The 25,704-nt window shown below is 66.8% G+C and carries 27 protein-coding genes; 9 read left to right on the top strand and 18 right to left on the bottom strand.

The window, feature by feature from the left end; genetic code table 11:
- Window positions 1–30 precede the first annotated feature (30 nt).
- The 3 genes from LFM09_RS34990 to LFM09_RS35000 form a co-directional block, all read right to left on the bottom strand.
- On the bottom strand, window positions 31–1,227 hold the full coding sequence (locus LFM09_RS34990; protein WP_414100868.1) for a PI-PLC domain-containing protein: 1,197 nt from the start codon (window positions 1,225–1,227) through the stop codon (window positions 31–33).
- A 279-nt stretch (window positions 1,228–1,506) separates the two neighbouring features.
- Window positions 1,507–1,806 (bottom strand): hypothetical protein, encoded by a 300-nt coding sequence (locus LFM09_RS34995; RefSeq protein ID WP_414100869.1) that lies wholly within the window; start codon window positions 1,804–1,806, stop codon window positions 1,507–1,509.
- Window positions 1,807–2,331: 525 nt separating this feature from the next.
- Complete coding sequence (locus LFM09_RS35000) at window positions 2,332–2,535, bottom strand: cold-shock protein (protein ID WP_167970994.1); 204 nt, start codon at window positions 2,533–2,535, stop codon at window positions 2,332–2,334.
- Window positions 2,536–2,674: 139 nt separating this feature from the next.
- Between LFM09_RS35000 and LFM09_RS35005 the strand changes: the two genes are divergently transcribed.
- The 7 genes from LFM09_RS35005 to LFM09_RS35035 all read left to right on the top strand — a co-directional run bounded on the left by LFM09_RS35005 (window position 2,675) and on the right by LFM09_RS35035 (window position 8,108).
- A complete protein-coding gene (locus LFM09_RS35005; protein WP_414100870.1) occupies window positions 2,675–3,775 on the top strand; it encodes an acyl-CoA dehydrogenase family protein in 1,101 nt (366 codons plus the stop codon).
- Entirely contained in the window at window positions 3,775–4,776 is a 1,002-nt protein-coding gene (locus tag LFM09_RS35010) for a s-methyl-5-thioribose-1-phosphate isomerase (protein ID WP_414100871.1), read from the top strand. Before LFM09_RS35005 ends, LFM09_RS35010 begins: the two co-directional genes overlap by 1 nt.
- On the top strand, window positions 4,773–5,429 hold the full coding sequence (gene mtnC / locus LFM09_RS35015) for an acireductone synthase (protein WP_414100872.1): 657 nt from the start codon (window positions 4,773–4,775) through the stop codon (window positions 5,427–5,429). The genes LFM09_RS35010 and mtnC overlap by 4 nt, the downstream gene beginning before the upstream one ends.
- Window positions 5,426–6,022: a methylthioribulose 1-phosphate dehydratase gene (gene mtnB, locus LFM09_RS35020; RefSeq protein WP_414100873.1), complete on the top strand. Its 597-nt coding sequence runs from the start codon at window positions 5,426–5,428 to the stop codon at window positions 6,020–6,022. The genes mtnC and mtnB overlap by 4 nt, the downstream gene beginning before the upstream one ends.
- The gene (locus LFM09_RS35025; RefSeq protein WP_414100874.1) at window positions 6,019–6,582 is read left to right on the top strand and encodes a 1,2-dihydroxy-3-keto-5-methylthiopentene dioxygenase; all 564 of its coding nucleotides are present in this window, start codon (window positions 6,019–6,021) and stop codon (window positions 6,580–6,582) included. The genes mtnB and LFM09_RS35025 overlap by 4 nt, the downstream gene beginning before the upstream one ends.
- A gap of 111 nt (window positions 6,583–6,693) precedes the next feature.
- Entirely contained in the window at window positions 6,694–7,371 is a 678-nt protein-coding gene (locus LFM09_RS35030; RefSeq protein ID WP_414100875.1) for a polysaccharide lyase family 7 protein, read from the top strand.
- A gap of 89 nt (window positions 7,372–7,460) precedes the next feature.
- On the top strand, window positions 7,461–8,108 hold the full coding sequence (locus LFM09_RS35035; RefSeq protein WP_414100876.1) for a polysaccharide lyase family 7 protein: 648 nt from the start codon (window positions 7,461–7,463) through the stop codon (window positions 8,106–8,108).
- Here the strand turns inward: LFM09_RS35035 and LFM09_RS35040 are convergent.
- The gene (locus tag LFM09_RS35040; RefSeq protein WP_414100907.1) at window positions 8,089–9,492 is read right to left on the bottom strand and encodes an MFS transporter; all 1,404 of its coding nucleotides are present in this window, start codon (window positions 9,490–9,492) and stop codon (window positions 8,089–8,091) included. The genes LFM09_RS35035 and LFM09_RS35040 overlap by 20 nt on opposite strands.
- Window positions 9,493–9,556: 64 nt before the next feature.
- Between LFM09_RS35040 and LFM09_RS35045 the strand changes: the two genes are divergently transcribed.
- Together LFM09_RS35045 and LFM09_RS35050 are read left to right on the top strand one after the other, a co-directional pair.
- On the top strand, window positions 9,557–10,492 hold the full coding sequence (locus LFM09_RS35045; RefSeq protein ID WP_414100877.1) for an asparaginase: 936 nt from the start codon (window positions 9,557–9,559) through the stop codon (window positions 10,490–10,492).
- Window positions 10,493–10,552: 60 nt separating this feature from the next.
- Window positions 10,553–11,398 carry a helix-turn-helix domain-containing protein gene (locus LFM09_RS35050; protein WP_414100878.1) on the top strand — a complete coding sequence of 282 codons (846 nt, stop codon included), beginning with the start codon at window positions 10,553–10,555 and terminating at the stop codon, window positions 11,396–11,398.
- Window positions 11,399–11,453: 55 nt separating this feature from the next.
- Here the strand turns inward: LFM09_RS35050 and LFM09_RS35055 are convergent, their stop codons facing one another.
- The 14 genes from LFM09_RS35055 to LFM09_RS35120 all read right to left on the bottom strand — a co-directional run bounded on the left by LFM09_RS35055 (window position 11,454) and on the right by LFM09_RS35120 (window position 25,635).
- Complete coding sequence (locus LFM09_RS35055; protein WP_414100879.1) at window positions 11,454–11,999, bottom strand: hypothetical protein; 546 nt, start codon at window positions 11,997–11,999, stop codon at window positions 11,454–11,456.
- An 82-nt stretch (window positions 12,000–12,081) separates the two neighbouring features.
- Window positions 12,082–12,726, bottom strand: a complete 645-nt coding sequence (locus LFM09_RS35060; RefSeq protein ID WP_414100880.1) for a response regulator — start codon at window positions 12,724–12,726, stop codon at window positions 12,082–12,084.
- The gene (locus LFM09_RS35065; RefSeq protein WP_414100881.1) at window positions 12,723–14,522 is read right to left on the bottom strand and encodes a sensor histidine kinase; all 1,800 of its coding nucleotides are present in this window, start codon (window positions 14,520–14,522) and stop codon (window positions 12,723–12,725) included. Before LFM09_RS35065 ends, LFM09_RS35060 begins: the two co-directional genes overlap by 4 nt.
- Before the next feature lie 53 nt (window positions 14,523–14,575).
- On the bottom strand, window positions 14,576–14,830 hold the full coding sequence (locus LFM09_RS35070) for a hypothetical protein (RefSeq protein WP_414100882.1): 255 nt from the start codon (window positions 14,828–14,830) through the stop codon (window positions 14,576–14,578).
- Between the two features lie 107 nt (window positions 14,831–14,937).
- Window positions 14,938–15,927: a zinc-dependent alcohol dehydrogenase family protein gene (locus LFM09_RS35075; protein ID WP_414100883.1), complete on the bottom strand. Its 990-nt coding sequence runs from the start codon at window positions 15,925–15,927 to the stop codon at window positions 14,938–14,940.
- Window positions 15,924–16,724, bottom strand: a complete 801-nt coding sequence (locus LFM09_RS35080; RefSeq protein ID WP_414100884.1) for a carbohydrate ABC transporter permease — start codon at window positions 16,722–16,724, stop codon at window positions 15,924–15,926. Before LFM09_RS35080 ends, LFM09_RS35075 begins: the two co-directional genes overlap by 4 nt.
- The gene (locus LFM09_RS35085; protein WP_414100885.1) at window positions 16,721–17,650 is read right to left on the bottom strand and encodes a carbohydrate ABC transporter permease; all 930 of its coding nucleotides are present in this window, start codon (window positions 17,648–17,650) and stop codon (window positions 16,721–16,723) included. Before LFM09_RS35085 ends, LFM09_RS35080 begins: the two co-directional genes overlap by 4 nt.
- 1 nt (window position 17,651) lies before the next feature.
- Entirely contained in the window at window positions 17,652–19,001 is a 1,350-nt protein-coding gene (locus LFM09_RS35090) for an ABC transporter substrate-binding protein (RefSeq protein WP_414100886.1), read from the bottom strand.
- Between the two features lie 71 nt (window positions 19,002–19,072).
- A complete protein-coding gene (locus tag LFM09_RS35095; RefSeq protein WP_414100887.1) occupies window positions 19,073–19,834 on the bottom strand; it encodes a DeoR/GlpR family DNA-binding transcription regulator in 762 nt (253 codons plus the stop codon).
- A 193-nt stretch (window positions 19,835–20,027) separates the two neighbouring features.
- On the bottom strand, window positions 20,028–21,509 hold the full coding sequence (locus LFM09_RS35100; RefSeq protein ID WP_414100888.1) for a glycoside hydrolase family 13 protein: 1,482 nt from the start codon (window positions 21,507–21,509) through the stop codon (window positions 20,028–20,030).
- Window positions 21,510–21,520: 11 nt separating this feature from the next.
- Entirely contained in the window at window positions 21,521–22,354 is an 834-nt protein-coding gene (locus tag LFM09_RS35105; protein ID WP_414100889.1) for a carbohydrate ABC transporter permease, read from the bottom strand.
- Window positions 22,351–23,208 carry a carbohydrate ABC transporter permease gene (locus LFM09_RS35110; RefSeq protein WP_414100890.1) on the bottom strand — a complete coding sequence of 286 codons (858 nt, stop codon included), beginning with the start codon at window positions 23,206–23,208 and terminating at the stop codon, window positions 22,351–22,353. Before LFM09_RS35110 ends, LFM09_RS35105 begins: the two co-directional genes overlap by 4 nt.
- On the bottom strand, window positions 23,209–24,546 hold the full coding sequence (locus tag LFM09_RS35115; RefSeq protein ID WP_414100891.1) for an ABC transporter substrate-binding protein: 1,338 nt from the start codon (window positions 24,544–24,546) through the stop codon (window positions 23,209–23,211).
- 105 nt (window positions 24,547–24,651) lie between these two features.
- Window positions 24,652–25,635, bottom strand: coding sequence for a LacI family DNA-binding transcriptional regulator (locus LFM09_RS35120; protein WP_414100892.1), 984 nt, complete (start codon window positions 25,633–25,635; stop codon window positions 24,652–24,654).
- Window positions 25,636–25,704 lie beyond the last annotated feature (69 nt).

Raw genomic sequence — 25,704 nt, forward strand, 5'->3', positions numbered from 1 at the left:
GCGCGGAGCGTACAACTCCCACAATTTGGGCTACGGCCGATATACGTATGAGTTCAGCTGGCTCACCGCCTGCGCCGCGTTGCCCAGGTGATAGAGATCAACTGACAGGTAGTTCGGCTTCTTCCTGGCCGCAGGCTGACAGAACTGCTGCGCACGGTTGCCGAGCTTGCTGTTGTCCGTCGTGGCCGTGCTGGTGAACGGAATGTCGCGGAAGTGGTTCATGACGAACAACGGCTGGAAGTTTCCCGTGGCAGTGAGCGGTTTTTCATCCCATCGGCTGTAACAGGACCAGTCGGAGCTGCCGAGGCCGCCGCCCATCGACCAGTAGTTCTCGACCGTCCAGTCCTTCTGGTAGAGCACGCCGGAGTCCTCGCGGCCGTCCTTTCCGTGATCGGTGAAGATGAGGAGCCTCTTGTTGGTGTTCTGCATCTGGCTGCGGGTCGGCCACCCGTTCTGCTGCACGCCTTCCGCCCGGTACAGGACGTCGTTCAGCCCCTGCACCTTGCGGAGTTCGTTTCGCAGGGTGCTCGCGTCGACGTAGTCCTCCAGGAAGACCGTGATGATCTCGCTGCGGTTGGCTTTGAGGAAGTCCACGATCCGCTGGACGTCGACGTTGAGCGCCACCGGCCGGCTCACCAGCGTGCAGCTGTTGTGGCACAGGATCGCGCCGTCCGGCGTCTGGTGGATGTCCAGCATGAAGCCCCGCACGCCGTCGTTCAGCTGTTGAACGATGCCGCGCGTCTGATTCTTGGCGAGGTTGACGAACGGCGGCGCGAACCCGCCGTCGACCCCGTTCGCATAGGCGTTGTGGGCCGTCAGGAACGTCATCTGGTCGAGCCGCGGGTCTTGTGGCATCGGCTCGGTCTGGTTGGTGACCGGCGTCAGGTACCAGCGGGACTCGCCATTCAGGCTGAAGAATTCCCATTGATCACCGAACTGACGCGGCTCGTGAACCGTATCCCCCTGTGAGCACGAACCCATGGTGAGCTGACGGGTGATGCACTGGCCGGGCGCGTCGGTGTTCTCGAACCTCCCGTCGCTCAGTCGCCATTGCTGGTGGTCCTCGTTGCCCTTGGGGCGGTGCAGGGCCAGTCCACTGCCGCTCTGGGCGACGTTGAGGCCGGTCCGGACACTGGTGACGTAGTACGTGCCCGACGGAGCCGCGTTCGCGGTGGTCGGCACCAGGGGAAGTAGCAGCAGGGCTGCGACGGCAGGGAGGTATCGCACGGTGACCAGGGTCACCCATCTGAGTGAAACATGAAACGTCCTCAGCCGTTTGGACGTTTAACACTGTGGGTATCCCACACCTCGTCGAAGCCTCTTCATCGGTAGTACGACAACTCCACGGGCAGCCGTCGCCCAGCCGAAGGGCTCGGGCCGGTTTTGAGCGCCGCCTTCACAAGCCGCGCAGGGTTCGACTCCCTCGGTTGCCACGATCTTCATCGTCCGTTCCCGCGGCGAGAAGCGCAGGCGTCGCGGTCGACGGACCGCGGCGCCCGCTTCGACTCAGAACGGCGGATCGCCGCCCGACGCGAAGTCGGCCTGTTCCTCGCCGGAGCCTCGTGGTCCTGAGGCGCCTTGACGCCTTCCGAGGGCGCGCAGCCGGTCGCCGGCGTATTTGAGGGCCTCGCGCAATTGGTCCGCAGTGGCCTCGGCCCGACGGTCAACGCCCATCAGGTCGTTCAGCTCCCTGTTGACCGAGCCCGGATGGCGTTGGGTTTCCTTGGTCAGCACGAACGCCGCCTTGTTGAGTGAGCTGCGCAACGACTGCTTGGCCGTCCGGGACGCGGCCTTTCCGCGGCTCACCGCAGTGCCCGTTCAGGGGCACAGCCTCGTTCAACCGCTCCTGCACCCACCGCAACGCCGCCCGCAGCTGCTCTTCGGTTGCCGACCGGCGGGTCCGCACCCCGATCCGGCGGTTCAGGTCGAGGTTCACCTCCCGCGCATCGCGCCGAGTCCAGCGGGCGAGCTGCCGGACCTTGCAGTTCACGGCGGAATGCAGCGGAGAAGGGGTGCACGGCAGCCTCTCGATCATCATCGGTCACCAATGGAACTCTGTGTGACCTCACGATGACAGACAGGTCTGACAATTCTGGAAGCCCAGCTCAGGGGCGGTGTCAGGGCGATCTCGGATCCGAACTGGCGGGAGCCGACCCGCAGCCAGGTTTCCTGACCGCGTTCAAGCGGTGGGCTGCGTCTACGTCGTCGACAACGCGATCGGCATCCTTGCCCTCAGAGGCAAGTCGCGCACCTGGCTCTGCTGGGCGGAAATCCGTCTGGGCACAAAAGAAGCCCGCCCAGCCGTAAGACCGAGCGGGCCCCGGAAACAACTCAGACGGCGCGGACAGCCTGCGCCTGTGGTCCCTTCTGGCCCTGACCGATCTCGAACTCCACCCGCTGCTTCTCCTCGAGCGACTTGAAGCCGTTGCCCTCGATCTGCGAGTAGTGCACGAAAACGTCCGGACCACCGCCGTCCTGCGCGATGAATCCGAAGCCCTTCTCGCCGTTGAACCACTTCACGGTGCCCTGCGCCATACCAATTGCTCCCTAGCGTTCATGTCCCCGTCGAGCGGGGTGCGCGGGCAGTCTGCCAGCGGACGGTCTCTCTCACATCGTGGTTAGCCCGGTGGTGTGACGAAGTAAGTTGAACCGGGTACCACCGAGAGGAGCAGGGATGACGAACTGGCTGGACGTCGCGCACGAGGTGGCGGCGGCGCTCAGGTCCGACGCGGCGGACCGGGACCGGGCCAACCAGCCACCCGCCAAAGAGGTGGAACTGCTTCGTCAGAGCGGCCTGCTCAACGTGAAGGACTGGGCCGAGCAGCAGAAGATCAACCGGATCATCGGGGCCGCCGACGCCAACGCCGGGCACCTCCTCGGGTACCACTACCTGCAGATCTGGCGCAGCGGGCTGTTCGACGCACCGTTCACCGTCCAGCCCGACCAGTTCTGGGCCGGTGTCAGCAACCCGCTCGACGCGGCGCTGGAGCTCACGCCCAACGGCAGCGGCTTCCTCCTCAACGGCCGCAAGACGTTCGCCACCGGTGCCTCCCAGGCGGACCGCATCGTCGTGAGCGCCACCCGCACGGACAACGGCGAGAAGCTCACGTTCCTGCTCGACGGCAAGGCCGACGGCATCACCTACCTGGACGACTGGGACAACATCGGCCAGCGCCTCACCGCGTCCGGCGGCGTCGTCTTCGAGAACGTCGAGGTCACCGAGATCCTCGGCGTCCAGCCGGTGAACGAGGACCCGCGCATCAGCCTCGCCGCGATCGGCTTCCAGCTCGTCCTCGCCCAGCTCTACGTCGCCATCGCCGAGGGTGCGCTCGAAGAGGCCGCCGACTACACCCGCACGAAGACCCGCCCGTGGTTCGTCAGCGGGGTCGAGCACGCCACCGAGGACCCGTACATCGTTGCCGCGTACGGCGAGATGGTCGCGCAGACCAAGGCAGCCGGCCTGCTCGCCGACGAAGCCGGCAAGCAGCTCCACGAGGCCACCGAGCTCGGCCGCCACCTCACGTCGGCCAAGCGCGCCGAGGTCGCCGTCGCCATCTCCGCGGCCAAGGTCGTCAGCACCAAGCTCGTCAACGAGGTCACCAGCCGGATCTTCGAACAGGTCGGCGCGCGCGGCACCGCGGCCAAGTACGGCGTGGACCGCTTCTGGCGCAACGCCCGCACGCTCACGCTGCACGACCCGGTCGTCTACAAGGCCCGCGAGGTCGGCGAGCACTTCCTGACCGGCGCCCGCCCCGCCTACACCGGGTACAGCTGATGCAGCCGGTGCTCGCCGACTCGGTCAAGCTCACCGACGACGGCGTGCTGATCCTCGACCGCCGCGAGTTCCCGTTCGAACGGAACTGGGTGCTCTGCCGGACGGTCGAGGACGTCGCGCGGGCCATCGAGGACATGGTCACCCAGTCCTCCGGCCCGTACTTCGCGGTCCTCTACGGCATGGTGCTCAAGGCCAGAACCCTTGAGCGCCAACCGTTCGCCCAAGCCCGCGACGAGCTCGCCAAGACCGCCCGGCTGCTCGAGAACACCAGGCGCACCAACAACGCCCTGCGCAAAGCCACCAAGATCGTCCTGGAGCACGTCGACGCGACCCAGGACATCACCCAAGCCATGAAAGGCGCCCAAGAAGGCGACCGCAGGTACCGCGCCAAGAGCCAGGCGCTGGGCGAGCACACGGCGAACCTGCTGCCACAGCAGGCGACCGTCCTCACCCACTGCTGGGCGGATCTCTACCTGACCGAAACGGTCAGAGCCGCCCAACGACAAGGCAAGCAGCTCCGGTTCTTCTGCACCGAGACCAGGCCCTACCTGCAAGGAGCACGGCTCACCGCCGAAACGTTGCTGGAGATGGGCGTCGACACCACGCTCATCACCGACGGCATGGGCGCGGCCGTGCTGCAATCCGGCGAGGTAGACGCATTGGTGACGGCGGCGGACCGGGTCACCATGGACGGGCACGTCGTCAACAAGGTCGGCACACTGGGGCTGGCCGTGGCGGCGCACGCGTTCGGCGTACCGTTTCACGCCCTGGTGCAGGCACCGGACCAGCAGGCACCAACGGCGCAGGACGTGCCGATCGAGCACCGGGACGGCGCGGAACTGCTGCACGTCAGAGGCAGACCGAGTGCCACGCCGAGGGTGAAGGGCCTGTACCCGGCGTTCGACGTGACGCCGCCGAGGTTCGTCACGAACGTGGTGACGGACAGAGGCGTGTACGGCGCCGGGGAGCTGGACAAGTACTACGAGGGAGAACAGCGGTGAGCAAGTGGGTCGTGCTCGACATCGAGGGCACGCTGAGCGCGACGGACCAGGTGCTGGTCGTCCTGTACGACTACGCCCGGCCGCGGCTCGGGCCGTGGATCGAGCAGCACGGTGACGACCCCGTGGTCGCCGACGCGGTCGAGCAGATCAAGGAACTCGCAGGGCACGACGACGTTGTCAAAGCGCTGCACGACTGGATGGACGCGGACCAGAAGGTCACGCCGCTCAAGACGTTGCAGGGCCTGATCTGGCAGCAGGGCTACGCGCAGGGTGACCTCGTCGCGGAGTTCTTCCCGGACGTCGTCCCCGCGATCCGCAAGTGGCACGACGACGGCGTGAAGCTCGCGATCTTCTCCAGCGGCTCGGTCGCGGGCCAGATCGCGTTCTTCAAGCACACCACCGACGGCGACCTGACCCCGTTGCTGGAGCACCACTTCGACACGGTCAACGCAGGCCCGAAGCGCGAAGCCGCGTCGTACCACAAGATCGCGGAAACCCTGCAGAGCGACGACATCACGTTCTACAGCGATGTTCCGGCCGAGCTGCACGCCGCGCAGGAGGCGGGCTGGAAGACGGTCGGCGTCGCGCGCGCCGGTGAGCCGTACGGCAACGCGGACTTCACGCCGCATCCGACCGTGTGGGAGCTGTCGTGACGGCGGAGCTCGCGCGCGAGTGTGCCCGCTACGCCGCGATGGGCTGGATGCGTGGCACGAGCGGCAATCTTTCCGTTGTCCTGCAACGGGATCCGCTCCGGCTCGCGGTCACGGTCAGCGGCGTCGACAAGGGTGAGATCACCGCGGAGGACTCTGTGGTGATCGACTCCGAGGGCCTCGCCGTCGACTCCGACAAGGTCCCCTCGGCGGAGGCGGGCCTGCACGCGAGGATCGCCAGGGTCGCCGGGGCGGGCGCGGTCGTGCACGTCCACGCGCTGGCGCCGGTCGTCGCGGCCGAGCACTGGCCGGACGGTGTCGTGCTCAAGGACCTGGAGATGCTCAAGGGTTTCGGCCGGTACGACCACGAAGAGGTCGTGATCCCGGTCGTCCGCAACTCGCAGGACATGATCGAACTGGGCGACGCCTTCGAGAAGGGCTTCGACCCGAAGGTTCCGGCGTTGCTCGTGGCCCGGCACGGGGTGTACGTGTGGGGTGACGACCTGGTGCAGGCCCGGCACCGGCTGGAATGCCTGGAGTGGTTGCTGCGCTTCAAGGTGGAGACGCGAGACATCTTTACGGGGAGGCACTCATGACGCTGCTGACGGTGTGGCCGGACTCCGGCCCCGAGGAGACCCTCGTCCGCACGACCGACCCCGACGTGATCGCCACCGAGCTCAAGGAGCACGGCGTGCGGTTCCTGCGCTGGTCCGTTGTGGACGGTGTCACGGCCGAGAACGCCTTGCAGGTCTACGAATCCGACATCGCCCGCGTCAGCGAGACGGAGGGCTACTCCTACGTCGACGCGATGGAGATGACCCCGGCGGACACCGACGAGTACCGCGCGAAGGCCGTCGAGTTCCGCAACAAGTTCCTCGCCGAGCACACCCACGACGATGACGAGGACCGCTACTTCGCCCGTGGCGCAGGCGTTTTCTACCTGCACATCGGCTCGAAGGTCTACGCGGTGCTGTGCACGGCCGGCGACCTGCTGAGCGTTCCGGCGAACACGACGCACTGGTTCGACATGGGCACGACGCCCGACTACGTGTCGGTCCGGTTCTTCCACGACGACGACGGCTGGATCGGCAACTTCACCGGCAGCGACATCGCCACGAAGTTCCCGACCTTCGACGAGCTCAGTTCAGGAATGTGAAAAGTTCGCCTATCTGAATCTAGTTCCGGAACTTGAACCAGCTATTGATCCCTCCACCTTCGTGCCCTCAAAGTGGTACAGACCACTTATCGAAGGTCGGAGGGATTCAACGTGGAAACCCCTGCTCTCCACACGCGACGCTCTGCGCTCGCCCTCGCTTTGACCGCACCCCTGCTCGTGGCCCCGGCGGCTCAGGCCCTCGCTCAGCCGCCGTCCGCGCAGTGGGTGTCGACGCCGTACAGCTACACCGTGCAGAAGCCCCACAACCTGGCCGTGAGCGCCCGCTACAAGTTCGAGGGCGGCGTGCACACGATGTGGGTCTACGACTACGACCAGCCGCACACCCCTGGTAGCCCAACGGATCCGCGCACCGAGCTGCGGTTCAACCAGGAGTACACGAGCGGCTCCCGCGCCTGGCAGGGTGAGATCTTCATCCCGAGCGGCGTCAGCGGCCCGACGGTCGTGCAGATCCTGCGCGAGAACCGCCCGGCCGGCACCCGTGCCACGGACATCATGCTCAACGTCGCCAACATCAACGGCGGCACGCTCCGCAAGGACAGCAACCAGGTCATCGCGACCGGCATCTACAACAAGTGGTTCACCATCCGCATCGAGCACACCGCCGTCGCGAACGGCCGCGGCACGACGCGGACCTACTACAACGGCTCGCTGAAGCTGACCCACGCCGACGAGGGCCCGGCCAACCGCTACTTCAAGAACGGCGTCTACCACCACGGCAGCGGCCGCGCGGAGGCCCGCTTCCGCAACATCACCTACTGGCGCCAGTAACCGGATTTTCGGGCTAGCCCGGACGTTGCGGAGTCCGGCCTCGGTGTGGTCATGCTGGTCCAGACCACTTACCGAGGCCGGAGGCTCCCGTGACCCTGCCCCGTCGTTCCCTGTTCGCCCTGCCAGCCGTGGCCCTGCTCGCGACGCCCGCGCACGCAGCTCCGGCGTGGACCCGGACGCCCTACACGTTCAAGGTCCAGAAGCCGTGGAACCTCCCGCAAAGCGCCAGGTACAGCAACTCGGGCGGCGTCCACACCTGCTGGGTGCTCGACACCGACGAGCCGCACACGCAGGGCAGCAACACCGACCCGCGCACGGAAATGCGCTACCTGCAGGAGTACTCCAGCGGCGGCCACGCGCTGGAGGCCGAGATCTACGTGCCGAGCGGCGTCAACGGCCCCACCGTCATGCAGATCCTGCGCGTGCGCGGCGGTGACCCCGGCACCCCGGCCACCGACTTCATGCTCAACGTCACCAACGCCAACGGCGGCACGCTCCGGTACTACACGAGCACCGTCGTCGCGACCGGCATCTACAACACGTGGACGCGCATCCGCATCGAGCACACCGCGGTCGCGGGCGGCACCGGCAAGATCAAGGTCTTCGCCAACGGCGCCCTCAAGGCGACCGTGAACGACCGCGGCAGGGCCACCCGCCACTTCAAGAACGGCGTCTACCACCACGGCAGCGGCCGCGCGGAGGCCCGCTTCCGCAACATCACGTACTGGACGCAGTAAGAGCGTCTTCGGCGTCGACGTCGTAACCGACCGGCTCCCAGCGGATCAGCAGCAGCGCCAGCAGCCCCACCGCCGGCGCTGCCGCGATCACCCAGAACACCCCGGTCCCCAGCGCGGAAGCCAGCACGGGGAACAGGAACAGCGACAGCGTCGACCCGATCCGCAGCACGCCCTGGTTGAACCCGACGCCGACCCCGCGCAGCGACGTCGGGTAGCTCAGCGACGCGAACGTCATGTAGTGCGCGCCCGGCCCCCACGCCTGCGCGAACAGGAAGGCGCCCAACGAAAGCAGTGCGGCCGGCGCCAGTGAACCCGTCGGCTTGCCGATCACCGCCAACGCCACGAGTGACGCCAGCTGCACCGCGAACCCGAGCACGGTCATGCGCCATGCACCCCGCCGCGCCCACCGGATGCCCAGCAGACCGCCGGTGACGGCGAAACCGAGGTTCAAGACGAGCGAGGCGGTGATCGTGGTCAGCGGCCCCTGCGCCAGGAACGACGCGATGATCACCGGCAGCCCGTACGCGACGGCGTTGTAGGCGAACGTTTGCGCCAACGCGACGGCCAGCGCCAAAGTCGTGCGCAGCCGGTACCTGGAGCTGAACAACGGCCGGAACGACCCGCTCGCCTTCTTGGGCTCCGGCGGTCCAGGTTCGGCGACCGCGTCCACCCCGTACGACTCGCGCAGAATCCGTGCCGCACCTTCAAGGTCACCCTGCTGCGCGGCCCACGACGGCGACTCGTTCATGTACTTCTTGCGCACCAACAGGATCGCGATCGCGGGAACCGCGCCGAACCCCACCGTGAACCGCCACAGGTGCTCGTGCGGAACGACCTGGTAAAGCCCCAGGATCACCAGGTAGCAGGCGGAGGTGGCGGTGAACCACGCCGGCGCCCACGCGGCGGTGCGCGAGGCCTTGCTGCCGCGCCCGGTCAGCCGCGAGAACTCGGCCAGGAACGCCATCGCCACCGGCAGGTCCATCCCGACGCCGATGCCCATCAGGAACCGGAAGAACACGAGCACGAACTCGTTCGGCGCCAACGCACACCCGACCGCGGCAACGACGAAGAACAACATGTCCGCCATGAACACCTGGTAGCGCCCGATCCGGTCGACCAGCACGCCACCGAACAACGCCCCGACCACCGCGCCCACCATGATCGACGCGTTCACGATCCCGGCCCACACCGGCGACAGCCCGAACTGCTGCGTGATGTCACGCATCCCGTACGCGAGAGAGCTGAAGTCGTACGCGTCGAGGAAGATCCCGCCGAGCGCGAGGAACACGATCACACGGGCGTTGCTGCCTCGCGCCGCACCAGAGTTCACCAGTGCGTTCACGTCGGCGGCCGAGCGGATGACAACGGTGGACACGCGCCCCATGCTCAGGGCCTGATCCATCCGGGACAAATCGTTCCGCCTGCTGGGAGGCCCTAAGGTGACGTGCATGGAATCACGTGTGGCGGTGGCCTCGCTCGGCGGCACGATCACGATGACGGGGTCCGGGGGAGTGGCGCCGACACTGGGCGCCCAGGACCTGGTCGGCGGCCTGGACGTGGGGGAGATCGTCACCCTGGCGACCATCCCGGGCGCCTCGCTGACGTTCGAGACCCTCCTGGAGGCTTTCGACTGGGCCGACCGTCAGGTGCGCGAGGGCGCTCGCGGCGTCGTGATCATCCAGGGCACCGACACCCTCGAAGAGACCGCGTACTTCTTCGACTGCCTGTGGCCGCACGAGGAACCGGTCGTCGTCACCGGCGCCATGCGCCACCCCGGCCTGCCCGGCGCCGACGGCCCGGCCAACCTAGCCGCCGCCGTCTCGGTCGCCGGCGCTCAGAACTCACGCGGCCGCGGCGCCCTGCTCGTGATCAACGACTCGGTGCACGCCGCCCGCTGGGTTCGGAAGGCGCACAGCAGCCTGCCGAACGCATTCGAGTCGTTCCCCGGCCCGCTCGGCCTGTGCGTCGAGGGCGCGCCGCAGTACTTCCACCCCGCGCACCAGCTGCCCGCGCTGCCGCGCCCCCTTGACGTGCCAACGGTTCCGCTCATCGAGGCCACGCTGGACGACGACGGCTCGATCCTCGACTGGCTCAACGTTCGTGGTGCGGTTGTCGCGGCTACCGGCGTTGGTCACGTGTCGGTCGGGATGGCTGAGGCGATCTCTCGCGCGCAGTTCCCGGTCGTGGTGGCCACACGGACCGGTGCGGGCACCACGTTCCGGAACACCTACGGGTTCGTCGGGTCCGAGTCGGATCTGATCAAGCGCGGTGCGGTGATGGCCGGGTGGCTATGCGCTCGTAAGGCCCGTGTGCTGCTGCGGCTCGCTATCGGCGCGATGCAGCCTATCGAGGACGTTTTCGCTGTTCGCGGGGGTGTTTTCTAGCCCGTTTTCACCCGAATGAGCGGGTGCTTGGAGTTCCTCCAAGCCCTACGTTCGGTGGACATGACCGCGATCATTTCCACGGCCTACAGCCGGCTTCTCGGGGACGAACTGCGCCGGTTGAGGGAGTCCTGCACCACGTTCACCGGTCGCGAGATGGCCGTTCATCTCGGCTGGGATCCGAGCAAGGTGTCGAACATCGAGCTCGGCAAGGTGCGCGCGACCGAGGTCGATCTCGTGCAGTTCATGGCGACGTGCGACAAGAACCTCCGCTACTTCGAGGACTTTCGCGACCGCTACCGCAACGCCTTCGATCCGTGCGTAGTGCCGCGGGCTGACAACCTGCGCATGATCGTGATGTCCGAGGCGATGGCCACGAAGATCTATTCCTATGAAGTCATGAATCTGCACGGGCTCGTGCAGACAGAACGCTACGCACGGTCGTTGTTCATCGAGGCCAACCTCGAACCGCCGGAGGAGATCGAAAAGTACGTCCAGGCGCGCATGGAACGGCAGACGATCTTGAGGCGGCCGTACCGCCCCGAATGCGTGTTCTACGTGCACGAACTCGCATTGCGCAGACGGCTCGGCGACGCGCAGCTCATGAAAGAGCAGCACCTGCGCCTTCTCCACCGCACACACGTCTTGCGGATCGTGCCTGACAGCGTCAGCACGTTCCGCTCTCCGTTCCAGTTGTTCGAGTTCGGCAAGGCGTCCCCGGTGGTGTACACCGAGACGGACATGGCTCAGGTGTTCGCACAGGACACCACGGCCGTCACGCGGGCGACGAAGTACTTCCAGCGGCTGGATGCCCTTGCCCTGGACGAGGAACAGTCGCGGCGCATGCTGACGGAGTACGTCAACGGACTGCGAGACGATTTTGACGTTCCCAGCACAGGAGCGGCCTAGAAGAACGCGAGCGGTGACGTTCTCGCGTTCTCCACGACGTCCTGGCGCGCCCTGATCACCTGGCTCTGACGACCGAGGTGTTCGGCGTCTCCACCGTCACCCGCACGGTCTGAGGCGCCAGCGACTGCAGGTACTGCGTGTGGTCCGGCCCGATCGTGTCGCTGAACGCGATGAACCCGAGGTGCGGCAGCTCGAACGCCGTGGTGGCGCAGAAGTCCTCCAGCCGGTCGAACCCGCGCCGGATGCCGGTCGCGTCCAGTCCGAACACCGCGTGCCGGTCCAGCTTGGCGGCGCCGATGTCGAACAGGTGCAGCGCGTGCAGGGCGTGGGTGAACGCCATCGCGCACACCTCGATGCGCGCGCACGAGGTCAGCAGCGTCCGCACCATCGACGGGTGCAGCGACTTGCCGGAGGTGCGCAGTACGACGTCGATGCCCGCTACCCGGAACTGGTCGAGGATCTCGAACAACCCCGGCACGCTGAGAGGCTCCCCTCCGCCCAGCGTGACGGTCTCCGGGCGCATCGAGATCAGCGCCTTGGTGATGTGCAGCATTCGTTCGTGACTGAGCCGCGCGTGTGCGACGTCCCAGGTGATGTCCATGCGGTCAAGCCCCCTGAAGCTCGGCGGATGCGCCGATCGAACTCAAGGACCTGTCCCGCCGTCAGGTGACCGGTGTCCCAAATCAGGAGGGACTTCCCAACCCCGCCTCACGCGCGCGGACGATCGCCTGCGCCCGGTCCGCCACCTGCAGCTTGGTGAAGATCGCGGACACCCGGTTGCGCACGGTCTTGCCCGACAACGACAACCGGTGCGCGATCGAGGTGTTGTCGAGCCCGGACGCCATCAGCTCCAGCACGTCCCGTTCCCGGTCGGTGAGCTGCGGAAACACCACGGCCTTGGACGACGAGATCGCGGTGAAGTAGCCCATCATCCGTTGCGCGATGGTGGCGCTGAAGATCGCCTCACCGGCCCCGATCGCCTGCACCGCGCGCACGATCTCGTCGTCGTCGGTCGTCTTGACCAGGTAGCCGCGAGCGCCGGCCTTCATCGCCGCGAACACCAGCTCGTCGTCCTCGTGCATCGTCAAGACCAGCACACCCAACGACGGCAACGCCTCCAGGACCCGCTTGGCCGCCTCCACACCACCCAGAACAGGCATGTGGAGGTCCATGACGACCACGTCCGGCTCCAGTTCAAGCACAACGGACACGGCCGAAAGCCCGTCCGCGGCCTCACCGACCACGGAGAGCCCGTCCTCGCCGTCCAGCAACGCCTTGAGCCCGCGCCGGAACACCGGGTGGTCGTCCGCGATCACGACCCGCGTCATTGAGCCTCCAACGGAATCCGCGCCACCACCCGCGTCCCATGCGGTGAAGCCGGTTCCACTGTGCACGATCCTCCCAGCTCCGCACAGCGCTCCCGCATCGAGCCGAGCCCGACGCCAGGCCGTGCGTCAGCCGGAACCCCGTGCCCGTCGTCGACGACCTCCACGACGAGATCGCCATCAGCACGAACCGTGATCACGCACGTAGAAGCACCGGAGTGGCGCGCGGTGTTGGTCAACGCCTCCGCGACGATCCGATAGGCCGCGACTTCCACAGCCGCGGACAGCCCGTCGATCTCCTCGGCCTCGACCCGAACCGTCAGCTCACCGTTGAACCGCGCGGCCTCATCGCGCACGGCCAGAGCCAGACCCTGGTCGAGGATCGGCGGCCGCAACCCGTCCACGAGCCGCCGCACCTCCCCGGCGGTCGAGTCGACGTCACCCAGAACAGGATCGAGCACGTCGCCCAGAGACCGCCGCAAAGCCTTGAGCTGCAACCGAATCCCGACCAACGCCGGCCCAACGCCGTCATGCAGGTCGCGCCGCAACCGCAGCCGTTCTTCTTCGCGCGCACGCACGAGCCGTTCGCGAGCGAGCTGCAGATCAGCGGTCAGCTTGATCGACTGAGCGGCCGGCGCAGTGGACCGGGCGAGATCCACGAGCAGGGCCAGTTCACGATCGCTCAACCGCTCGTCAGGAGCACGAGGCTCGACGACGAGATCGCCGACCAGAGAACCCCGATACGTCATGGGAAAACGCAGCTGTGGCCACCCGAGGCTGCGCCCGTGCTCGGCCAGCACCGACCCGCCCCGGATCGCCACGTAGGGCAGCTTCAACGACTCGGCGACCGTCTGAGCCACCGTCGGCAGCACGTCCTGCGACCGTTCGAGCTTCTCGCTCAATGTCGACAAAGCGGCATAGGGATCGGCACGGACGCCGAACAGCCACCGGTCGAGCTTGCGCTGCAGCCAGCTGCGGATCGGCGCGAACACCAGCCCCGCCGCGACCACCCCGATGACCTCGGCGTCGTCCGCGAACAGCTGCCCGCCCGCGAGCATCACGCCCATGTAGACCAGCAGCAGCACCACGGTCAGCGAGCCGTAGAGCAACGACCGGTGAATCAGCAGGCTGATGTTGTACAAGCCGTACCGCACGATCGCGATGACCGCAGCAGCAGGAAACGCCAGCACACCAACGAGCCATGCGACGTGACCGTCCGTCGTCTCCACAACGGTCGCAACGCCGGCCAACGCCAACAGCGCCACCGCCCACACGAGCAGCCGACGTTCGTCGCCCTCTGAACGCCGCCACCGCAGCACCAACGACACCACGGCCGCGAGCACCGCGACACCGGCCGCCAACACGGCGATCATCGTGATCGTCTTGGCCGGCCCGGAACCGCCGCCCTGCCAGAAGCCGACGGGATCACCCCACGACCCCCACGCGATCCCGACGACACCAAGGACAGCGCTCAACAGCGACGCACCGATGGCGATCCACCAGCGGTTGCTCAACGGCCGACCGTTGGGGAAAACGAGAGCCACGGCAGGCAACAACGCGTAGGTGGGCCACCAGACCCACGCCTCGACCCAGCGGGCGGGATGATCAGCGGGCTGCCCGGCAACCGCCACGGCGACCGCACCGAACACGCCCATGACCAGCAGCAACCACCCGACGGACGACCTGCGGACATGGCCGATCACCCGCACCCCGAGCAGGGTGCAGGCGATCGCGACCAGCCAGTTCCGCGGATGCGAAACCGCGCCGGTGACCGCTGTGTGCACGACGGCGAAGAGCACACAAGCGGCCACCAGCGCGCCAATGACCCGAGCGAGGACGACCTCGCGTCGAGTCAGTCGCTGAGCCAGTGCCACAGGTTGTGAAAGGGCGAACCGGCGTCCAACGTGGTGAACTCCTGGATCGAGACCTCCTCGGCCGCGATCTCCTTGGGCCACCCCTGGAACGTCATGATCCGGTGCCGCAGCTGTGCCACGGTCATCGGCTTGGCGGCCTTGTGGGAGTGGTCGAAATCGACGTCCCCAGGCGGCGGGTTCACCGCGCGCGCCTGAAGCTCCGCGTACCAGGCGAGGAGCTCTTCGTCGGACATGTGCGAAAAGTACGGCGGTACTACTTTCTGCCCGGACTTCGACATGTCAGGAAGGAGTCGTGAGCACTCGTCTGGATACACGAGTGCTCACGAACATTCGAACCAACTCAGGGCAGGACCTGGATCTTGCGTCCCTTACCCGCCTTGAACTGGTCCAACGCCCCCGCGTAGTCGTCCAGTGGCACCCGGTCGCTGATGAAGATCTCGGGATCCAGTACTCCGGTCGCGAAGAGATCCGCCGCCCGTTCGAACGAGTGCAGCACCGCCATCGAGCCGGTGATGGTGATCTCCTGGTTGTAGATCTTGTACGGCTCGATGGTCACGCGCGCCGAGTAGTCCGAGACGCCGAACTGGAGGAACGTGCCACCCTTCGCGACCCGGCCGAGGCCGTCCTGGATGGCCTTCTCGTTGCCGGTCGCGTCGATCACGACGTCCCAGCCCTCCGGCCGGTCCAGCTCGTCGGCCGATCCCGCGACCGCCGTGACCCCCAACCGAACCGCCGTCTCCAGTCGGTCCGGGTTGAGGTCCACGACCTCGATCGACGACGCCCCGGTGAGCTTCCCGAGCTGCAGCATCATCAGGCCCATGGTCCCGGAGCCGTAGATCAGCACCCGCGAGGCCATCTGCGACCGAAGCACGTCGTACCCGCGCACCGCGCACGACAGCGGCTCGATCAACGCCGCGTCCTCGGTCCGCACGTGATCGGGCAGCTTCACGCAGTTCGCCACGGGAGCCTTCGCGAACTCCGCCGCGCCACCGGACGTCGTGACGCCGATGGCCGCCCAGCGCTCGCAGAGGTTGTTCTTGCCGGAACGGCACATCCGGCACTCGTAGCAGTAGAGCGACGGGTCGACGGCCACGCGGTCGCCGACCTTCAGCTCGTTCACCTGCGACCCGATCTCGACGATCGTGCCCGCGAACTCGTGGCCCGGCACGACCGGCAGGGTGGGCGCGAACTCGCCCTGCAGGATGTGGAGGTCCGTGCCGCAGAGACCGCAGGCAGCCACGTCGACGACCACTTCGCGCGGACCGCACGTGGGATCGTCCACAGTGGTCACTTCGACGGACCCGACGCCGGTGATCACTGCTGCTTTCACTTGACTGCTCCCAACGAAAGGCCCTGGACCAGCTTGTCCTGGGCGGCGAACCCGGCGATGAGCACCGGCAGAGAGACCACGACCGCGGCCGCGCACACCTTGGCCAGGAACAGGCCCTGGGAGGTGACGAACCCGGTGAGGTACACGGGCGCGGTACCGGCGACGACACCGGTCAGCACCCGCGCGAACAACAGCTCGTTCCAGCTGAAGATGAAGCAGATCAACGCTGTCGCCGCGATGCCCGGCATCGCGATGGGTGCCACCACCCGGCGCAGGATCGTGATCAGCCCGGCACCGTCGATCGCCGCGGCCTCAAGGATCTCGCGCGGCACCTCGGACAGGAACGAACGCATGAGCCACACCGCGATCGGCAGGTTCATCGAGCAGTACAGCAACGTCAGGAACGAGATGTTGTCGAGCATCCCGGAGAACTGCGCGATCAGGTAGATCGGCAGCAGCGCCGCGACGACCGGCATCATCTTGGTGGACAGGAAGAAGAACAGGACGTCGGTCCACTTCTCCACCGGCTTGATCGACAACGCGTACGCGGCCGGAATCGCCAGCAGCAGCACGATGATCGTCGATCCGATGGACGCGCTGAACGAGTTGAGCAACGGCGGCCACGCGCCACCGTCGAAGAACTCCGCGTAGCCGTCGAACGTCAGCGGCGCCGCGATGGACGGCGGGTTCGTGGCCGCGTCCGTCTCGCTGTGCAGCGACGTGAGGAACATCCAGGCCACCGGCGCGAAGAACACGATGCCGGCGAACCAGGCGAGCACACCCCAAATCCGGCTCATCGCGCTTCCTCCTTGAACAGCGAGGACACCACGCGCAACGCGAACGTCGCGATGACGATCGACCCGGCGACCACGATCACGCCGGCAGCGGACGCCTCGCCGTACTCGTGGGCCTGGTAGAAGGTCTGGTAGATCATGTACGGCAGGTTGGCCGTGCCCAGACCCCCGGACGTGATCGTGAAGACCGCGTCGAAGTTCTGCACGATGTAGATCGACCCCAGCAGCCCGCCGAGCTCCAGGTACTGCCGCAGGTGCGGGAAGGTCAGGTACCGGAAGATCTGGAACGGCGAGGCACCGTCGATCGTCGCGGCCTCAACGGGTTCGATCGGCTTGGACTGCAACCCGGCCAGCAGGATCAGCATCATGAACGGCGTCCACTGCCACACCAGCGACAGCACCACGGCGCTCATCGGCATGGAGCTGATCCAGTCCGGCTGGGCGTCGAAGCCCAGCCAGTTCAGGATTCCGTTGAACAGGCCGTACTCCGGGTTGTAGAGCACGTGCTTCCAGATCAGCGCCGCCGCCACCGGGACCACGAGGAACGGCGCGATGAGCATGGTGCGCACGAACCCGCGGCCCCGGAACTTCTTGTCCAGCAACAGCGCCAGGCCCAGACCCAGCGCCAGGCTGATCAGCACCACGGACGCCGTCAGCACGATCGTGTTCACCACGGAGGAGCGCAGGTCCGGGTCCGTGAACACGTTGATGTAGTTGTCGAACCCGGCGAACCCGCGGTTGGTGGGATCCAGCGAGTTCCACTTCATGAACGAGATGACCAGCGTCGCCACGAACGGCAGCTGCGTCACGACGATCAGGAAGATGAGGGCGGGCAGCAAGGGCGCCCGCCGCGCCCACTTCGGATAGGACTTGCGGGGGACGGGAGGCGGCCGGTCGACGACCGACCGCTCCCGCGTCAGTACCGCCATCTCACTGCCCCTTGTACTTCGCGGCGACCTTCTCCGCCAGCTGCTGGGAGTTGTTCAGCGCGTCGTCAACGGTGGTGGCGCCGGCGATCGCCGAGCTGATCTGCTGCGACACCTGCGTGCCCAGGTCGGTGAACTCGGGGATGCCGACGAACTGGATGCCGGGCGCCGGACGTTCCTGCACGCCGGGGTTCAGCGGCTTCGCGCCCTTGATCGCGGCCTCGGCCTGCGCGGAGAACGTGCCGGAGGACTGCTTGTACTCGGCGCGCTGGTAGGTCGACGAACGCTTGCCGTCCGGCACCTTCGACCAGCCCAGGTTCTTGCCGACGAGTTCCTCGTAGCCCTTGCCGGACGCCCAGGAGATGAACTTCCAAGCCGCGTCCTGCTTCTTCGAGGCCTTCTGGATGCCGAACGCCCAGGTGTAGAGCCAGCCGGAGCTGTCGGTCTTCACGACGGGCGCCTGGGTGAAGCCGAGCTTGCCCTTGACCGGCGAGTCGTTGGCTTCGAGCAGACCGGCGGCGACCGTGGCGTCGTACCACATCGCGACCTTGCCCTGCGTCATGTTGTTCAGGCACTCGGCGAAACCAGCTTGGGGGGCGCCCGCTTCGCCGTGGTTGCGGACGAGGTCGACGTAGAACTTGGTGGCCTCCTTGAACTCCGGCGCGTTGACCTGCGCCTGCCAGTCCTTCGTGAACCACGTGCCGCCGAAGGTGTTCACGACCGTCGTGAGCGGCGCCATCACCTGGCCCCAGCCCGGCTGGCCGCGCAGGCAGATGCCGCGGACCTCGGGCGTGGCGACCTTCGCGGCGGCCTCGGCGACCTGCTGCCAGGTCGGCTTCTCCGGCAGCGTGACGCCCTTGGCCTCGAAGATGTCCTTGCGGTACATGAGGAACGACGATTCGCCGTAGAACGGCTGCGCGTACACCTTGCCGTCGGCGGCGGTCAGCGACTGCCGGATGGGCTCCAGGATGTCGGCCTGGTCGAACGCGCTGTCCTTGGACACGAAGTCGTCCATCGGCGCGAGCCAGCCGTTCTTGGCGTACATCGGCGTCTCGTAGTTGGAGATCGTCGCGACGTCGTACTGGCCGGCCTGGCTGGAGAAGTCCTGGCTGATCTTGTCTCGGACGTCGTTCTCCGGCAGCACGGTGAAGTTCACCTTGATGCCGGACTCCTTGGTGAAGTTGTCCGCGGTGAGCTTCTGCAGGTCCTGCATCTGCGGGTTGTTCACCATCAGGACGTTGATCGAGTCGGAGCTGCTGCCCCCACCACCTCCAGCGCCCGCGCAGGCGGAAGCTAGGAGCAACACAGCGGTGGCGGCCCCGAATGTGCGGAGGTGTGTGCGGATCGACGACATCGTCGTTTCCTTTCCGGGGGATTTCGGGCGCGCTGAAGAGGGGGAACCGCACCCGAAAGATGAGGCGGACGTCAGGCTCTGATGACCTTGGGGCCGAGCAACGTGTAGCGGTGGGCCTCGTGAGCGGAGAGGCCGCTGTCGGTGACGATCGCTTCGAGGTCGGTGACCTCGGCGAACCGGTGGAAGCTGGACACGCCGAACTTGGTGTGCACGCCGACGAAGATCTTCCGCCGGGAAGCGTTGAGCGCCTTGGCCTTCACCGCGCCGACTGCCGGATCGGGCGTGGTCAGGCCGTGCTCGCGGGAAATGCCGTTGGCACCGATGTAGGCGAGGTCGATGACCATCTCGCCGAGCATCCTGGTCGTCCAGTGGTCCACCGTGGCCAGTGTGTGGCCGCGGACCCGCCCGCCCAGCAGCAGAACGGTGCACGACGGGTGTTCGGACATCGCCGCCGCGGTCGGCAGCGACGCGGTGATGATCGTGAGCGGGTTGCTGGTCGGCAACGCCTCGGCGACGAGCTGCGGGGTGAAGCCCTCGTCGATGAACACGGTCTCGGCGTCGTCGATCCGTTCGGCGGCGGCCTTCGCGATCCGCCGCTTCTCCGGCACGTGCGACCCCGCCCGGAAGCGCAGCCCGGTCTCGAAGCCGGCGCTCTCGACCGGGACGCCGCCGCCGTGCGTGCGGCGCACCAGGCCGTGCTCGTCGAGCACGCGCAGGTCGCGTCTGACCGTCTCGGGGGCGACGCGCAGTTCCTGCGCCATCTCCACCACGTCGACGCGGCCGTCGGCGCGGGCCCTGGCCAGGATGCGCCGCTTGCGTTCCTCGGCTCGCATGTCACCTGCCCACTCGGATCTGTGGTTGCCCGTTCGGGCCGTGCATAGATGAAACACCCACGTAACGTTGTGGCCGCCACCACAACTGAGTGAGATCCTGCCCGATTTTCGCCCGTTTCACATGACGAAAGCCGCGCCCACCTGGGGCGCGGCTTTCGGGCATGCCCGGATGTGAGACCTCAGCGGCCCGTTTCTAGCCCAACCAGGCAGCGGCGTCGGGCGGCAGCTGGCCGTTGACCAGCGGGACGCTTGACAACGTTGCCGTGCCGGGGAGGTCGATGGCCTTCTCCGACAGGTTCACCACGCAGGTGTGCTGGCCCCGTTTGAACGCCAGCACGTCCGCGCCGAGGTCCAGCCACTCCAGGTCGCCGTCGAGCGCGCGGCGGTGTGCGAACACCTGCCGGTAGAGGCTGAGCATCGATTCAGGGTCGTCCGACTGCGCCGCGACCGAGAAGTCCTGCCAGTTCTCCGGCTGCGGCAGCCAGCTCGGGCCGTCGTCGGCGGCCCAGGGGAGCGGCACCCGGCAGCCGTCGCGGCCGCGGTCGGTGAAGCCGGAGCGGTGCCACACCGGGTCCTCGCGCAGGTCGTCGGGCAGGTCCTCGACCTCCCACAGGCCGAGCTCCTCGCCCTGGTAGACGTACACGCCACCGGGCAGCGCCGCGGTGAGCATGATCGCCGCGCGGGCCCGTCTGGTGCCCAGCTCGAAGTCCGTCGGGGCGCCGTGCTGCCGGTCCGCGAACGAGAATCCCGTTTTCTCGCGGCCATAACGGGTCACGTGCCGGGTGACGTCGTGATTGGACAGAACCCAGGTCGGTGGCGCGCCAACGGGTTCGTGCGCGGCGAGTGTGTCGTCGACGACCTGGCGCAGCTCCTGGGCGTTCCAGGGACAGCAGAGGAAGTCGAAGTTGAACGCGCTGTGCATCTCGTCGGGGCGCAGGTACCTGGCGAACCGGACGGGGTCCGGCAGCCACATCTCGCCGACGAGAATCCGGTCGCCGTCGTACTCGTCGACGATCCGGCGCCACTCCCGGTAGATCTCGTGCACGCCGTCCTGGTCGGAGTAGGGCTGGTCGGCGTCGGGCTTGCTGAAGTCCTTGACCAGGCCGTCCGCCACGTCGATGCGGAACCCGTCGACGCCGCGGTCGAGCCAGAACCGCAGGATGTCCTCGAACTCGTCCTCGACGGCCGGGTTCTCCCAGTTGAAGTCGGGCTGCTCGGCGGCGTAGAGGTGCAGGTACCAGCGACCGTCGGGCAGCTTGCTCCACGCCGGGCCGCCGAACCGCGACTGCCAGTCGTTGGGGATCTCCTCGCCCTCACGGATGTGGAAGCGATCCCACAGGCCTTCCTTGAACCACGGGTGCTGGTCGCTGCAGTGGTTCGGGACCAGGTCGATGATGATCCGGATGCCGAGCCCGTGCGCGTCCGCGATGAGCTTCTCGGCGTCGGCGAGCGACCCGAACACCGGCTCGATGTCGCGGTAGTCCGCAACGTCGTAGCCACCGTCGGCGAGCGGGCTCGGGTACCACGGGTTGAGCCAGATCGCGTCGAAGCCGAGGCCCGCGATGTGCTGGAGCTTGGCGCGGAGGCCGGCCAGGTCGCCCACGCCGTCCCCGTTGCCGTCCGCGAAGCTGCGCAGGTAGACCTGGTAGATGGATGCGTTGCGCCACCAACTCATCTGGAGTCCTTTCAGCCTTTTACGCCGCCCGCGGTGAGCCCCGCGAGGATGTGCCGCTGGAACGCCAGGAACAGCGCGACCATCGGCAGGCTCGCCAGCACGAGGCCGGCGAGCAGGAGGTTGATCGGTGTGTCGGGGGCGAAGCGCTGCAGTGCCACGCTGAGCGTCTGCTTCGCCGGGTCGGAGAACACGAGCAGCGGCCAGATGAAGTCCTTCCAGGCCGCGACGACCGCGAAGATCGAGACGACGGCGAGGATGGGCCGCGAGATGGGCAGGACGATTCTGATCAGCGTGGTCCAGGTGCCCGCGCCGTCGATCCTCGCTGCTTCCAGCAGTTCTTCCGGGATCTGGTCGAAGAACCGCTTGAGCAGGTAGACGTTCAGCGCGTTGGCCGCGAACGGCAGCCAGATGCCCGCCGGGTTGTTGAGCAGGTCGAGGTCCGTGATCGTGAGGTAGAGCGGGACCAGCAGCGCCGTCGCGGGCAACATCAGCGTGGCGAGCATCAGGCCGAGGACCAGGTTGCCTCCCCAGGGCCTCAGCTTGCTCAGCGCGTAGGCCGCCGGGACGATCACGGCCATCTGCACGGCCCACGCGCCGATCGCGACGACGAACGTGTTGAGGAAGAACTGGCCCAGGTCCATGTAGTTCCACGCGTCGACGTACGCGCCCGGTTCCCAGGTCTCCGGCAGGATCGTCGGTGGCTGCCGCGCGAGTTCGGCCGGTGGCTTGAACGCGCCGACCAGCACCCAGATCAGCGGGACCAGGAACGCCGCGGTGAACAGGACCAGCGTGAGGGCGAGGACCACCCAGTAGGCAGGGCCGCTGCCCTTGGTGAGGGTTCTCATGCGTCCGCCTTCCTGGTGATCTTGAGGTAGAGGAAGGAGAAGACGCCCAGCACCGCGAACAGGATCAGGCTCAGTGCGCTCGCGGTGCCGAAGTCGTTGTAGTAGAAGGCGTAGCGGTAAAGCAGGAGCAGCACGGTGACCGTCGACTCCTCCGGGCCGCCGCCGGTCATGACGAACGGCTCGGTGAAGATCTGCATGGTCGCGACCACCTGCAGGAGCAGCAGCATGAGGATCACGAACTTGGTCTGCGGGATGGTGACGTGCCAGACCTTCTTGAGGATGCCCGCGCCGTCCAGGTCCGCCGCCTCGTACAGCTCGCCGGGGATGGTCTGCAGCGCGGCCAGGTAGATCAGCGTCGCGCTGCCCATGTTCGCCCACGTGATCACCAGCACGAGGCTGATCATGCTGGTGCTGCTGGAGTCGAGCCATTGGCTCGTGGGCAGGCCGAGTCCTCTTAGGACTGAGTTGAACAGGCCGGGCCCCGGGTCGTAGAACCACTTCCACAGCAACGCCGTGACGACCGGCGGGAGCATCACCGGCAGGTAGACCAGCAGGCGGAAGTAACCCTTGGCGTGCCGCAGTTCGTTGAGCACCACGGCCGTCAGGAACGGGACTCCGAAGCCGATGACGAGTGCCAGGACCGTGAAGTACAACGTGTTGCGCCACGCCACCACGAACAGCGGGTCCGCGAAGAGCCGTTCGAAGTTCTCCCAGCCCACCCAGTCGGGACTCGTGACGAAGTTGACCTGCTGGAAGCTCAGGACCACCCCGCGCACGATGGGCCACCAGGAGAACACCGCGAAGACGACCAGTGCGGCACTCAGAAAGCCGTACGCGGTGACGTGGCGCCGCACCTACTTCACCTGGGCCAGGACGGCGTTGACCTTCGTCTCGGCGTCCTTCAGCAACGCGGCGTGGTCGGCGTCCTTGTTCGTCAGCGTCGCCTGCACGACGTTGTCGAGGATCGCGTAGACCTGCTGCGCCTGCGGCGGTTCGAGCGAACCCCTCGTGCGCTCGGAACCGTCCACATAGGCCTGGAAGTTCTGCACGGGCATGGTGGCGTACTTGCCCTTGAGCGCTTCCTGCTTGCTGCGCGGCTCACCGGTCCAGATGTCGGCGATCGGCGGGATCGGCAGTCCGACGGGCTGGCCGCGGTCCTTGTACTTCTGCAGGTTGCTTTCGAGGCGGTCCGGGTTCAGGTACTTCCACTGCACCCACTTGAGGCCGGCCTTGATCTTCTCCGGCGTGGCCTTGGGGTTGATCATGTACCCCTCGCCGCCGAGCAGCGTGCCCTGCTGGCCGGGGATCGCCGCCAGCCCGTAGTCGTCGTACTTGCCCTTGAACTGGTTGACGATCGTGGCGACGTTGTCCGGTGCCGCGAGGTACATGCCGAGCTGGCCCGCGCCCATCATGTTCTGCACGTCGGCGATCTCCAGGAGCTGCTTCTCGCCCATGGAGTTGTCGTCCCAGCGCATCTCCTTGAGGCGGCGCAGGACTTCCTTGCCCTTGTCGTTGTTGAAGTCTGCTTTGTAGGTGTCGCCGTCCTTGCGCGCGATGTCACCGCCGACGGACTTCATCCACGTCGTGAAGTGCCAGCCGCCCTGGTTGCTCTTGCTGTACTCGGCGAACCCGGTGACACCGGCGTCCTTGAGCTTCTTGGCGGCACTTCGCACGTCGTCCCACGTCTTAGGCGGGTTGTTGGGATCGAGGCCGGCCTTGGTGAAGTTGGTGCGGCTGTAGAGCAGGCCCATCGTGTAGTTCGCGGTCGGGAGGCCGTAGACCTTGCCGTCGACCGTGAAGACGTCCTTGAGCTCCTGCTTGAGGTCGCCGTAGTACTTGACGTCCTTCACGTAGTCCGTGAGGTCGGCGGCCTGTTTTCTGGCGATGAGCGACGCGGGATCTGTGAAGTAGACGTAGAAGACGTCCTCCAGCTGACCGCCGGCGAGCTTGGCGCTGAACGTCTTCGGGTCCATGAACCCCTCGTGCGGCACGAGGTCGATGTCCTGGTTCTGCTTCTCGAACTCCGCGACGTCCTCGTCGAACACCTGACGGTCGAACGGCTGGGTCTGCGGTGGCTGGCCGTTGATGTTGACGACGACCTTGCCGCCCGGTTCGGTCGTGGAACCGCTCCCACAGCCGACTGCGCTTATGGCCAGGACACCGCAAATCAGCACGGCAGCGGACTTCTTCATGGTGGGGCCGCCCTTCTCGCGAGCGCGTCGATGTGACGGCGACCATAAGACGCCGTTACATCTGAACGCAATATCTAGACTGAAACTCGCAAGAAGCCGACTGCCCTACCGGACGGGCGCCGTGGAGGCCCTCACCACCAGTTCCGGCTCGAACAACAACTCGTCCGGCGCCACCGCGTTGCCCGAGATCTGGTTCGCGAGGAGTTCGACGGCGGCCCTGCCCATGGCCTCAATCGGCTGCCGCACAGTCGTGAGCGGCGGATCAGTGCAGGTCATGAACGCCGAATCGTCGTACCCGATGATCGACATGTCCTTCGGCACGTCCAGCCCAGCTCGTCTGACGGCCCTGATCGCACCCAGCGCCAGCGGGTCGCTCGCACAGATGATCGCCGTGACCCCGCGCTGCACCAGCTTCGTCGCCGCCGCCTGCCCACCTTCAAGGCTGAACATGGCGTGCTCGACGTCCGCCCCGCCCTGCTTGTTGATGGCTTCGAGCTTCCGCTGGCTGGGCACGTGATCCGGCGGCCCGAGCACCGCCCCGATCCGCTTGTGCCCGAGTGAGAGCAGGTGCCCGTACGCCTGCTCCACCGCCACCGCGTCGTCACACGAAACCCGCGGAAACGCCAGGTCGTCGATGGCCGCGTTGACCAGCACCGCCGGCAGCTTCCGGCTCATCATCTGCTGGTAGTGCCCGTGGCTGGCGTCCTTCTGCGCATACAGCCCACCCGCGAACACAATGCCGCTGACGTGCTGCTCAAGCAGCAGTTCCAGGTACTCGGCCTCGGTGACCCCACCAGCGGTCCTGGTGCACAGAACGGGCGTGAACCCCCGCTGCGCCAGCGCGTTGCCGACCACGTCCGCGAACGCGGGGAAGATCGGGTTCTGCAGCTCAGGGAGCACGAGACCCACAAGCCTCGCGCGCTCACCCCTGAGCTGCGTGGGCCGCTCATAGCCCAGCACGTCCAGCGCCGTGAGCACAGCAGATCGCGTGGCGTCCGACACCCCCGGCTTCCCGTTCAGCACCCGGCTGACGGTGGCCTCGCTGACCCCGACCTTGGCCGCGACCTCGGCCAGCCTCCGTTGCGTCATGGCGCAAGTGTACGCAAGTTCTTGCGCTCGCTTGCGCGACGAGCCGAACGGGTGACGACAGTGCCGGTC

This window comes from Lentzea alba, from assembly GCF_047445655.1.
Taxonomy (GTDB): Bacteria; Actinomycetota; Actinomycetes; order Mycobacteriales; family Pseudonocardiaceae; genus Lentzea; species Lentzea alba_A.